Annotated in this window: 6 protein-coding genes and 1 riboswitch; all 6 genes read left to right on the top strand. The window is 29.9% G+C overall.

Annotation, left to right across the window (positions count from 1 at the left end; translation table 11 throughout):
• The first annotated feature begins 30 nt into the window (after positions 1-30).
• Complete coding sequence (locus tag ACTG44_RS15520) at positions 31-393, top strand: TIGR04086 family membrane protein (RefSeq protein WP_021385745.1); 363 nt, start codon at positions 31-33, stop codon at positions 391-393.
• A 65-nt stretch (positions 394-458) separates the two neighbouring features.
• Entirely contained in the window at positions 459-602 is a 144-nt protein-coding gene (gene scfA, locus ACTG44_RS15515) for a six-cysteine ranthipeptide SCIFF (RefSeq protein ID WP_009891067.1), read from the top strand.
• A gap of 355 nt (positions 603-957) precedes the next feature.
• On the top strand, positions 958-2,853 hold the full coding sequence (locus ACTG44_RS15510) for a cell wall-binding repeat-containing protein (protein WP_479920796.1): 1,896 nt from the start codon (positions 958-960) through the stop codon (positions 2,851-2,853).
• Positions 2,854-3,336: 483 nt separating this feature from the next.
• Entirely contained in the window at positions 3,337-4,740 is a 1,404-nt protein-coding gene (locus tag ACTG44_RS15505; RefSeq protein ID WP_479920795.1) for a cell wall-binding protein Cwp9, read from the top strand.
• 220 nt (positions 4,741-4,960) lie between these two features.
• A riboswitch (cyclic di-GMP riboswitch) is annotated at positions 4,961-5,046 on the top strand.
• A gap of 121 nt (positions 5,047-5,167) precedes the next feature.
• Positions 5,168-11,095: a M60 family metallopeptidase gene (locus ACTG44_RS15500; RefSeq protein WP_479920794.1), complete on the top strand. Its 5,928-nt coding sequence runs from the start codon at positions 5,168-5,170 to the stop codon at positions 11,093-11,095.
• A gap of 211 nt (positions 11,096-11,306) precedes the next feature.
• Entirely contained in the window at positions 11,307-13,184 is a 1,878-nt protein-coding gene (locus ACTG44_RS15495) for a cell wall-binding repeat-containing protein (RefSeq protein WP_479920793.1), read from the top strand.
• Positions 13,185-13,268 lie beyond the last annotated feature (84 nt).

Genomic DNA, 13,268 nt, shown 5'->3' with positions numbered 1-13,268 from the left:
ATATATATTAATTTGAGAGGAGGTTTTTTTATGGGAAAATCTAATTATATTTTTAAAGGTCTAGGGTATGCGTATATAATAACTTTGGCTGTTTTATTAGTGTATAACTTATTTTTGACATTTACAGATATTGGTGGAGATAATATAACTATGGTTGCATCATTTATAACTACCATTTCTGCAGCTATAGGTGGTTTTTATACTTCAAAACACATGAAAGAAAAAGGTCTTGTGTATGGACTTTTAGTTGGACTTTTGTACATAGTATGTATTTTTTTAACTGTGTTTTTAGCACAAGAAAAGTTTGTGTTTGAAGTAGGAATGATTTATAAGTTATTGTTAATATCAGCAGCGGGAGGTATTGGAGGCGTATTGGGTGTCAACTTTAAATAGAGTTTATATTAGAGTAGTTTTGTGATATAATCAATAGGAAACAATTAGAAATGGAGGCGTTGAAAATGGAAAATAAACATGTAAAAACTTTATCTCAAGCTACTTTAAAGCAAAGTGCTGCAAAAGGTGGATGTGGAGAGTGTCAAACTTCTTGTCAATCAGCTTGTAAAACTTCTTGTACAGTTGCAAATCAAGAGTGTGAAAGATAGAAAATTATTGACTTAGTTATTTTCAAGAGGATACTTTAAAATGATTCTATTATCATTATGAGGTATCCTTTTTTGTTTTACAATGATTATTGTGATAAATAGTAGTCTTAAACTTTGTAAAATAGTATTAAATTAGTGGTATATATTTAATTTAAGTATAAAGGATTAATTAGCAAAAATTAGTATAATAGTATGCTCAAAATATAAATTTTTATACGTCGATTTTTAAAAATTGAGTTAGTAAATTATGTAAACACATAAAATATATTGAAAAATAATATTATATATAATATTATTTATATGTGGGAAATACGAATATAAAAAAATCAAAAAATAATATTCGGAGGACATAAATATGTTAAGCAACAAAAAGAGAAGTATGGCAATAGTAATGGCAGGAGCCACAGTTATGAGTGCAGCAGCACCAATATTTGCAGACAACACTGTGTCAGAAAATGTTGATAAAAGTTACACAGTAAGTGCGAAAGATTCTACTAAATTAATTGAAGAAGTTAGAAAAGCATTAGAGATTAAATTTGAAGAGACAAAAGCAGGAGCAAATGTAAATGATAGAGTTTACGATATAAAAGTTGACAATGTAAATTTAACTAATGCAACTCAATTACAAAACAAAATAAATGCATTAGTAGAAGGACAAAGTTTAAAAGTTACTATACAAGACAAAGGTCATCAAACTCTAGGCGGAAAAGTAGTCGACTATAAAATTGAAAATTACAAAACAGCTCAAGAAATAGTAGATGCAGTTAATGCTTTCAATGCAACTTTAGCAGAAGATTCTGATAGCAAATTAACAGCAACAATAAAATCTACAAGTTCAGTTGAAGTAAAAAGAGCGAAAGATTCAAAAAATGTTATTACTATAAATGTGGGAGACCAACACTTAGATTTCTCAAAACAAATAATATCAGAAGAAAGTACTTTTGAAGGTTATGAAAAGAAATATAGTGATATAGAATCAAAAGAATTACATACAATAACAGTTAAAAATGCAGATTTACAAGATATATCAGCAGAAGATTTATTCGATGGAGTTAGATTAACTACATCAGGAAGACAAATAGTTAATAAGGTTAAAAATGGATATTCTTTAACATTTGAAAATGTAGCAATACTTACTCAAGAGCAAGAAGATAGTGATGATAAAGATAAGCCAGAAAAATCAAGCTTTGATATGATTTTAAGCAAGACAAATGAAAAGCCAGAAACAATGAGTATATCAAGCAAAAACCATAAGTTAGTAAGAGATTTACACAAAGTATTAACTGATGTTAAAGATGGAAAAGAATTAAAGGTAGAAGTTTTATCTGGAGATTCAAGATTTACAACAGCAGTAGAGGTTAGCAAAGAGAGATTTAATGATGGAGCAGCAGAAGCAATAATCTTAGTTGGAGAGGATGCTATAGTTGATGGATTGGCATCAGCACCACTTGCATCTCAAAAAAATGCACCAATACTATTATCAAAGAAAGATTCATTACCATCAGAAATAGAAGCTGAGATATTAAGAGTACTTGGAAGCAACTTATCTTCTAAGAAAATATATATAGTAGGTGGAGAATCTAAAATATCAAAAGAAACTGAAGAAAAACTTGCTAAGTTAGGTGTAAATAAAGTTGAAAGAGTTTCTGGAGAAGATAGATTTGAAACTTCTTTAGAAATAGCAAAACAATTAAAAGATACATTTAAGACTGCTTTCGTAGTAGGTGGAAATGGAGAAGCAGATGCTATGAGTATATCTGCTAGAGCTGCTCAATTTGGTGCTCCAATAATAGTTACAGGTAACGAATTGGATACTAAAGCTGAGAAGTTATTAAATGGAAAAGAATTAGAAATAGTTGGTGGAGAGAACTCTGTATCAAAAGACGTTGAAGATAAATTAGTTGAAATAGATTTAAATAATAAAGTTGAAAGATTAGCAGGAGAAAACAGAAAAGACACTAATGCTAAAGTAATCAACAAGTACTATGCAGGAGCAACTAAAGCATATGTTGCAAAAGATGGTTATGTAGGTGGAAACGGACAATTAGTTGATGCACTTACAGCAGCACCACTTGCAGCTAGTGCAAAGGCACCAATAATATTAACGACAGAAGAACTTTCTAAGTCACAAGAAGAAGTAGTTGAATTAAGACTTAAGAATACTACTAAGTTAGTACAAATAGGTGAAGGAATAGCTAAAAATGCTATTGAGAAAATAGCAGAAAAAATAAACTTATTTACTAGAAACTAATAGTATATAAAATTTAAATTTGTAAGTTTATTTAGATAATGTTTAGCTAAGTAAGATATAATATAGATAATAAATAAGTATAAACAATTAAAATAGAAATAATGAAAAGATGGTATCTTAAAATAAGTTAGGATACCATCTTTTTATTGTTTTTGATTATTATATCTTGTAGTCACTGTATTCTAAGATATCCATTTAAAAAACTTTGAACATAAGAAAGTTTATAGAAAATAAATACTTATTAAATTATATTGTTTTGAGTGTATAACTTAATAAAACTTTTGAGACTATCACTTAATTAAAGAAAATAAGTTATAATGTTTTGAATTTATGAATAATAAAAACTTTAATTATATTGTTTGAGTTAGATGGATAACTATGGTATCATATATAAAATATGGTAACAAAATTGTAACTTTTTATTAAGTTTAAGTAAAATCAATATAACAAAATTATAAAAACTAATATTGGGGGTAAAAAAATATGAAGAATAGTAGAAAGATATTTGCTATAGGACTTACACTATTTTTAGTAATGGTAAATACTCCTAGAGTAAATGCGCTCACATCAGTTGAACAAATAAAAGGAACTGACAGATATGAGACAGCAGCAAAAATAGCAGACAAACAAAACTACAATACAGCAATACTAATCAATTCGGATAATAGCTTGTCAGATGGCTTGAGTGCAAGTGGTTTAGCAGGAGCATTAAACGCGCCTATTTTAATGACAAAACAAAATCAAATCCCAAATACTACTATGGAAAGATTAAACAAAGCAAATACTATATATATAATAGGTTCAGAATCGACAATAAGTAAAAATGTTGAAAATCAGTTACTATCTAAAAAGAAGGTTGTACAAAGAATATTTGGTGAGAATAGATTTGATACAAGCATAAAAATAGCTGAAAAAATCAAAGAAATCAAACCAATAGATAAAGTAATTATAGCTAATGGAATTACAGGAGAAGCAGATGCAATAAGTGCATCACCAGTAGCAGCAAGAGATGGAGTACCTATAATACTTACAGATGGAGGCAGTGTAGGATTTGATACAACAGGATTAAAGAGTTATGCACTTGGTTCTAGTGAGATAATAAGTGATGAACTGGTTAAGAGTACAAATTCTGTTAGATTAGGTGGAACAGATAGATTTGATACCAATAAGAGAGTTATACAAGAGTTCTATAAAGACAGTAAAGAATTTTATTTAAGTAAGGGTATGCAACTAACTGATGCATTGGCAGCTTCTACAATAGCAAAAAATGCGCCTGTGGTTTTAGTTGAAAATGGTAGCAATAAGAGTATTTTAAGTGGTGCAGATAAATTGACTGTACTAGGAGGAATAAATCAAAATGTCATCAAGCAATGTATAAATCAAGCTTCGCCAAACCAACAAGGATTGTACTATAATCCAAATGATAAAGTATTTAAGGATAGGATAAAGGGAAAAATATATGCTCTTACAAAACAATACAGAAAAGAAAATGGAGTAAGAGAGTTATCTGTAGCAAGTAGATTAGAAGGTCTAGCAAATGACTGGTCTAATTTAATGGCAAATAAAAAGACTTTATCTCACACTATAAATGGTAAAAATTCGTATTCTACTTTTTTGAAGTATCTAGATTGGAGTGAGATTAAACCTGGATACATTTCTGTTCAAGGGGAAAATATAATTAAGTATAAAATCCCAGATAAGCCTGTATATACGAATAGAGATGCAGATGATATAGGAAACTTTATTTTTAATGAGTGGAAGACAAATCCTGAGGAAGGTACAAATATGTTACATAAGGGATATGAAATAATGGGATTTGGATTAACTATGACAGGAGATAAGACTATATATGCAACACATGAGTTTTATGGAAGATATAAAGAATAGGTGTTTATAGAGATTTAAATACTTTGATAATAATATATAGATAAGCGCTGGAAATATGTAATAAGATAATAATTAGAAAATAACATATAAGTAATGTATTTATAATGATAAAGAATATTTATATTAACATAATAATATAAATATTCTTTTTTTGTATTTTAACATAAAAAAATTGTATTAAAAAGTTTAAATATAGTATAAAATGGGTATAAAAGCATTGAAAATTAAATGGCAAAATTAGGGAAATCTAATGACGCAAAACTATAGGGATTAAAGCTTATAAAGCCATATCAGCCAGTTGCTAAAAAGAGCAAGTTCTTTTTATTTATAATAAAGATTCTCTTTGAGTGTCTTTTTTTATTGTCTGAAACTATAGCATTTAAATTCATGGAAAATTAAAGATTTATTGAGGGAGGATTGTTATTTCATGAAAAAGGCAATATCTTGTGTACTAGCAGTGTCCATGTGTAGTGCACCATTGAATGTTTTTGCAGAGCCTATATTAGAGGGAAAACTAAGGGCAGTTGAAAAATCAGTTACAGAAAAGCTAAAGGGGAATCTAGAAGTGGATTTAAATTTTTCACTTCCAATCAAAAATAATGAATCAGAAAGTATAACTGATATACAACTACAATTAAAAGATGGTAGTAATAATAGTGGGATAATAAAACTTGGAGGTAAAAATTCAGGAAGTATAAATATAGGAACAGATACTATAGAATATACTATCAAAAAATTATCTGCAAATAGAAGTGAAATAAAAGAAAAAGATGAAAATATATCATATTATAATATTATGTTCAGCAATTTACCTGTTGGAAAATACAAGGTAGAAGTATCTGGAAGTGGATTTAAGAATAAAGAAGTTAAAGATATTGATATATCAAGTTATTCTCAAAGGGTTTTATTAAGTAATAGAGCAAGTGTAGATAGTAAAAATAAACCTTTAAACTATGAACTATTCTTAATGGGTGATGTAAATGGAGACGGAAAAGTAGATAAAAATGATTATAATGAAGTTTTAGAAAATATAGATTCAAATAAAAAAGAATATGATTTAAATAGAGATGGAAAGGTAGATATTGCTGACCTAGACTATGTACATAAAAATCTAGGACAAAATGAAAATGCAAATAGTCTAGAAAGTATAGTACCTACCAATCCTATAGTAGATACAAGTAAGGTAACATTAGAAGAAAATAGTGATACAAATATTCAAGGTACTATAGAAGATTTGTTTAGTGGAGAAAACAATGGAGTTACAATATCTCCAGCAAATAAAGATGATAAAATATCAGAAGAAAAACCGGCAGTGATGGATATAGCTTTATCAGAAGCACTTGATATGGAAGTCATAAATATTAAAGCTCCTGAAGGGAGTGCTCCAGCAAAAGGAATAGTTGAGGTTACGGATAAAGATGGTAATGTTCAACAGATTCCTTATGAAAACAAAGAGTATGTGAAAACTTTAAAAGAAGAACAACAAGAAGAAGTAAATAATAAAGAAGAAAATACAGAGCAATCTGATAATAACTCAGATAATACTCAAGAAGAAAACAATGATAAAGAAGAATCAGATTCTAATACAAATGAACAAGAAAACAATGATAAAGAGAGTAATGATAAAGAAAGCTCATCAACTGATAAATCTGATTTAGACAAAGATACACCAAAAGAAGATAATAATATTAGTAAAGATGATAACTCTACGACATCTACATATAGTAGGTCAGCTTTAGAAACATATGCAGAAGTTCAAAATAGCGATATAGTTATAAATCTTGGTAAACAAGTAGCAGTGAAAAAGATAACTATAAAAATAACAGCTACAACAGCTAATGATAGAAATCTTGCAGAAATATCTAAAGTTGAGTTTTTAAATAATGTTTATGAAGAAATACCAAAGCCAGAAATGAATATACCAAAAATTAATAAAATAGCAACTAGTACTGCTGTTGGAAATGAAAAGGTATCTTTTTATTGGAACAATGAAGTAAATGTATCTGCATATGAACTTATATTAGATACAATTGATAGTAAAGGTAAAGTATTATCAACTAAAAAACTACAAACTAGTAAAAATACTATAGAAGTTAGAGATATAGAAGCATATGGATTATATAGAGTTAGCATACAATCTTTAAATGGAGATTGGTCTAGTGGATACAAAGATGCAACATCAGAGAATTTAGATGGAGTACCAGAAAATGTAGACTCAAACTATAAGCCAATACAATTTAGCCCAGATAGTATATTAGAGTTTCAAGTTGTTCCAGATACAAGACCAGAGCCACCAGAAGGCATAAGTATTAAAGGAAGATTTAAAGCTCTTGATGTAAGTTGGAAAAATCATAAACAAGCTAAAGATTTTGATTTATATTACAGAGAAAAAGGTTCTAATGGCTCTTGGATAAAATACAATGATAAGCTTATTCGTGGAACAAGTTCAAAAATAGAAGGGCTTAAGGATAATACAACATATGAAGTTAGAATGACAGCTACTAACCACTTAGGTACTAGTGGAATGTCTAAGATATATCTAGGTACAACTGAAAGTGTAGATGCACCAACAACACCTAACTATAGACTGATTAACACTACTAAGTCTGATGCTGGATATGGAATACCAACTAATCATATAGTAGATGTAACTTATCCAGCTGGATATGATAAAAGTGAATATAGTGATAAAAATCCATTTGATAAATTTAATATAGTAGATGGAGATTTTACAACACATTGGACTTTCCCAGAATATAATGCTGCTGAGGGAACAAATAGAGGTCCAATCATAACTTTTGATAAAGCTTATACTATGGATACTTTTATGGCTACACCTAGATTTGATATTTCTGATAAGACAATAAATGACTTTGAGATACGCTATTGGGATGAAAATGGTCAATTACATAATTTAGGCGATGTACCTTTTGAAACAAAGACAGACCCTGTAAATAATAATAAATACGTAATGGTTAGATTAAAAGAACCAATAAATGCGACTAAGATACAAGTTAGTGTCTGTTCATCTTATTCATATAAATCTAATATATCAGAGCTTAAATTCTATGAGTATGACAGTATAGAAAAAGAGGTAAGAGACTTATTTACAGACGATTTACAAGTTGAATTAAAAGAAGGTATAACTCAAGAAAAAATAACAGAACTAAAAGATAGACTTAATACTCCAGATACAGCAAGTGGAGAATATCATCCATATAAAACAGTTATAGAAAGAGAATTAAAATTAGCTCAAGACTTATATAATGATAGAGCAACACTTACTGATGTGACTACTGTTAATCAAGATATAAATGTATCAGGAAAATATAAAGATAAGAGTGGAAACTATACTGTTAAGTCGAATAACTTAGGTATGGGAAATGACTGGCAGGCATTAGGTGTAGCTGCTAGAGCTGGAGATGAAATTACGATATATGTTGGAAGTAAAAGTGGTAAGACTCCTAAGTTAATATATACTCAATATTATGGAGAGTCTGGAGCATATAAGAGTGGAGAAATAAATCTTAGCACTGGTAAAAATGTAATTCAGCTGAGTAAGATTCATAGCTTAGATGCAGAACGTGGAGGAAGCTTATATATAAGATACCCTTATGATACTCCAAGTGGTGGAGATGTAAAGGTACGTGTAGCAGGAGCTACTAAGATACCACACCTTAACTTAAATGGAATGATAAACGACAATAGCCCTGAGGGTGTTTCTAAATCTAAAGAAAAAATAAAAACTTATATAGAAGAATTAGCTAAATATAAGGATGAGATAAAAGGAGAACCATACTATCCAGGAACCAATATTGGTAATTCATATGGATATTCAGAAACAACAGGTGTATTAAATACTACTGACATTGAAAGTGACAAAGTGACATTAAATGTTCCAGCAACTGCTGTATATCAAGGAATATCAAAAGGAAATTCTGATTTAAATACACAAGTAGATAGACTATATAATAGTATGCTTGCATGGGAACAAATTATGGATTTAATATACTCTGAAAGAGGAGTATTTAAGACACAAGATTTAGATGGTAATGGAACTATAGATGATAATGAGTTTAATATAACTAAAAATGATATGGCTCCAAAATCTCGTATGAACATAAAATATCAAAGAATGTTTATTGGAGCATTTATGTATGCTTCTGGTCTACATGTAGGAGTGGAATACGGTTCTGTTCCAGGGCTTATGAATGGAGTACCTTTCCAAATAGATGCTAATGGAAAAGCTAGTGGAGGAAGTTTATTTGGATGGGGAATAGGTCATGAGATAGGGCATGTTACAGATATAGGTAAGATGACGTATAGTGAGACTAGTAACAATGTACTTGCATTACTTGCTCAGACATTTGATGATAACACACATTCAAGACTTGAAGGTTCTATAATGGATAAGATATATGAACATGTTACTTCAAATAGTCTGGGGATACCAAGTAACGTATTTGAAAGACTTGGAATGTTATGGCAATTACATTTAGCATATGATGATGATTTTACTGGTTCAATGTTAAAGAATAATTCAGATGCTGATTTAGGTAATGATTCATTCTATGCTAAAATTTCTAGAAAATACAGAGCACTTTCAAGTGATGACCCAATAAATAACTTGCCAAAAGACCAAATGCTAGTTGCTATGGCATCAAGTGTTGTTGAAAAAGATTTAAGAGACTACTTTAAGGCATGGGGAGTAGAGATTACACCAGAACTAAACAGTATAATGGATGGGAAGAAGTTAGAAAAAGAGACTAGAAAGATACAGTATGTAAATGATGAGGCTAGAAGAAAGATTTTAAATGAAAACATATCTAACATGGCAGAAGATACTAAGGTAAGTGCTAGTTTTGCTGATGGATTGCAAAGTGGCTCTTTAGTTAAATCTAATAAGATATCTATAGATTTAGATGTTGATAAAGATAAAGATAAAATATTAGGATATGAAATAATAAGAAGTGATGGAAACTATTTAGATGGAGAAAATGGAACTCAAGTAAAATATAGAACAGTAGGTTTTGTAGATGCAAAAGGAAATAGTAAAGCTCAATTTACTGACAATATATCTCCTCTTAATAACAGAGCATTTACATATAAAGTAGTTGCATATGACTATCACTTAAATCCAACAGCAGAGTTTGAAGTTGGTACTGTAAAGTTATCAGATGAAGGAAAAATTAATAAGTCAGCATGGTCATTTATAACAAACACTGTTTCTGATGGTGATGTTAGAACTGAAAATGACTCACATGGACCACTACAAAATCCTGAAATTGATAATATAAAGGATAATGATGCAAGCACTACTTATAAAGGAAAGAGAATTAGTAAAGCTGAATGGAACAAAGACCCACAAAAAGACCCAGATATAAATGTAGAAGAAAATCCATATATAATAGTAGATATGAAAGAGACATTACCTATAGTTGGATTGAAGTATACAAAACCAAAGACAGAAGCTAGAAAGTTCTCACTAAAAGGACTATTTAACCTTAGAAAGGATACTAGCACAACATACAGTCCATTGACTAATTACAAGATACAAGTAAGTAATGATAAAAAAACTTGGGAAGATGTAAGCCAAGGAACTTTTGAATACGGACAAGACTTAGTTGGTGGAGGAAAAGACCAAGATAATGAAGCTAGAGTTACATTTAACAAAGATGGTAATCTTTGGACATATCAAGCTAGATATGTAAAATTAATATCTAACAATAAGTCTAATATAGAAGTTGCAGAGCTTGATGTAATAGGGCCTCCAGGTGATAATATAGAGATTAGAACAGTGAATAGTGCAGACCAAACTCGTACTAATGGAATTGGAAAGTTAGCAGAGGATTATATTTATCAAAGCGATGATACTAATACAAGTGAAGATGAAACAGCTAAGATTCCAGCAGGTTCAATAGTAATTACAGGGGAATATAGTGGAAATCCAGCATTTAACTTACCATTACTTATAGATAAAAATAATAAAACTATCTCTGGAGAAGCTCTTTTATTTGCAGAGGTCCCAAAAAATGGACAATTAGGTGAGATAAGTAAAGGCACATGGGTTTATTATATGCCAAAAGAAGACTTCAACACTTTAAGTGATAAGGTTAAGGCAGAATTGTATAGATACAATGACCTTCAAGGAGATACTCCAGTAGGTCAAAGATTTGTAAGTGATACAATGTATGTACCTGTGGAAGCTAAAACTTATGATGAGTTAAAGACTATAAGTCTTACTGATAATAATAGTAAAGTCAGAAAGGCTACAAGAAGTACTGTCGATGTAAGTAATAAGAAGGTAATTACTGTAAATAATAAAGTAAAGAGCAATATTGTCAGAGATAAATAGTATGTGAAAGTCTGAAAAGACTAAGATATCAGTGTGATATTGGGCATTTTGTGTGAGTAGTAGCTAAAAAAGTTTTAAAAAAGCAATTTGTCAAAAATAAAGTATGTATAATGTAACTATAAATTTAGGGTAATTTATAAATTAAATATAAGAAGCTAGATGGATAAAGGATTTTATTCATCTAGCTGATGATAGATAAGGACGGGTGTTAATGAGTAAAGGAAAATCTTTTATAAGAACTATTGCAGTTTCGAGTATGGCAGTAGCTATAACTGGAAGTGCGACATGTGCATATTCTGCTCCGGTGTTGCAAGGAACAAAGACATATGAAAAGGTGAATACGATAGATATTTCTGTGGAATCAGTAGAGAATATAGTGTATTCGTTTCAAGCTAGTATAAAGGTGCAAGGTGAGGTTGAAGTAATAGATAATGAACCAGGTCAAAAGATTAAGTGGTCTGACAATATATCAAAGCAAATAAAAAGTGGAAATGCTAATGCAACTTGTAGAGCAGATTATAATAAAGGAAATAATACAACTACATTAGATATATATGTTACATCAAGTGAAGATTTACTAGATGGAGATACATTAAGCGTAGGAAGGCTTTCTGTAAAGAAATCTGGTAGTAATTCAAATGCTGAATATAAAGTCTTAGGAAATGGTACAGATGCTAAACCAGCTTTAAAAATTGTTACATATAATAATAAGTCTGTTGATTTTGAAAGTATAAGTTCTAATGAAGGATTAGTATTTACTCTTGTTAATGAAAATGAAGTAAAACCAATTGGTGGAAGTGGTACTAGCAAAACCGACCCTGAAAAATATAAGGTTGAAAAGAGTGAAGCACTAGAATACCTATTAAATAATATTAGAATAAACTATTCTGTTGTTAGTAAAGAAACAGAGGAAAGTGGTTCAAATATAGTATTGAAGCTTGGACTATCGCAAAAATCAAGTAAAGGAAGAAAAGCTACAATAAGTAAGTATGTTGAAGTCACACTTCCAAAAAGTTTAGAGTATGTAGTTGATAATGAGTTAGCTAAACCAGATGAATTACCACCAGACAATTCTGATGACAATAACAATGGTGGAAATAATAATTCAGGTGGTTCATCTGGAGGTGGAAGTTCAAGTGGAGGAAGTTCAAGTGATTCAACTTCTAATGTTACAGTAAAAAAATTAAAAGGTGCAGATAGATTTGAAACTGCTGTTAAAATATCTCAAAGTGGCTGGACAAAATCAGATACAGTTGTGATAGTAAATGGAGAAGACAGAAGTATGGTGGATGGACTTACTGCTACACCACTAGCTAGTGTAAAAAATTCACCAATTCTTTTATCTTCAAATGATAAACTTCCTCAAAAAACTATAGAAGAACTAAAAAGATTAAATCCATCAAAAGTAATTGTAGTAGGTGGAAATAATTCTATGCCAAATGCAGTAGTTGAAGTAATTAAGTCTGTAAATTCAAAGATATCAGTACAAAGAATAGGTGGAGATACAAGATATCAGACTTCTATTAATATAGCAAAAGAAATTGATAAGACAAATAATGTAAGCAAGTTGTATATAGGGGCAGGAAATGGAGAAGCTGATTCATTATCAATAGCATCATTAGCTGGAAAGGAAAAAACTCCAATAGTACTTACACAAAAAGATGGTGTAGACAATGAAGCTGAACAATTTATCAAATCGAACAAAGTATCTAATGTATACTTTGTTGGTGGAGTAGAAAAGATATCTAACAAGGCTATTGAGCAAGTTGGAAAAATAACGAATAAAGATGTATCAAAAAATAGAGTTGCAGGTCAAAATAGACAAGAGACAAATGCTAAGGTAATAGATAAATTCTATTCTCAATCAAAACTTGATGGAGTTGTAGTTGCTAATCAAGATAAGCTTATAGATGCTTTAGCAGTTGGTCCATTGGCAGCTAAAAATAATTCGCCAGTTGTACTTGCTACAAATACGTTAGATAAATCACAAGAAATTTCATTGAAAAATAAAAATTCATCTAAGTTATTTGAGATAGGTGGAGGAATAGCTTCATCTGTAGTAGATAAGATTAAGAGCTTAATTGAATAAAAATAAATATCAAAGTAAATATAAGTAAGTAAACTTAAAATAAGAATGTATTTAGATAGAAATCATATGTCTAAGTACATTCTT

The organism is Clostridioides sp. LIBA-2809, from assembly GCF_056688965.1.
The sequence above is the reverse complement of the archived record's forward strand: the minus strand, read 5'-3'. Positions and strand labels throughout refer to the sequence as shown.

What these genes read in the sequence shown, in the direction of transcription:
- ACTG44_RS15520 (WP_021385745.1), top strand. Translation starts at nt 31, where the DNA reads ATGGGAAAATCTAATTATATTTTTAAAGGTCTAGGGTATGCGTATATA.
- scfA (WP_009891067.1), top strand. Translation starts at nt 459, where the DNA reads ATGGAAAATAAACATGTAAAAACTTTATCTCAAGCTACTTTAAAGCAA.
- ACTG44_RS15510 (WP_479920796.1), top strand. Translation starts at nt 958, where the DNA reads ATGTTAAGCAACAAAAAGAGAAGTATGGCAATAGTAATGGCAGGAGCC.
- ACTG44_RS15505 (WP_479920795.1), top strand. Translation starts at nt 3,337, where the DNA reads ATGAAGAATAGTAGAAAGATATTTGCTATAGGACTTACACTATTTTTA.
- ACTG44_RS15500 (WP_479920794.1), top strand. Translation starts at nt 5,168, where the DNA reads ATGAAAAAGGCAATATCTTGTGTACTAGCAGTGTCCATGTGTAGTGCA.
- ACTG44_RS15495 (WP_479920793.1), top strand. Translation starts at nt 11,307, where the DNA reads ATGAGTAAAGGAAAATCTTTTATAAGAACTATTGCAGTTTCGAGTATG.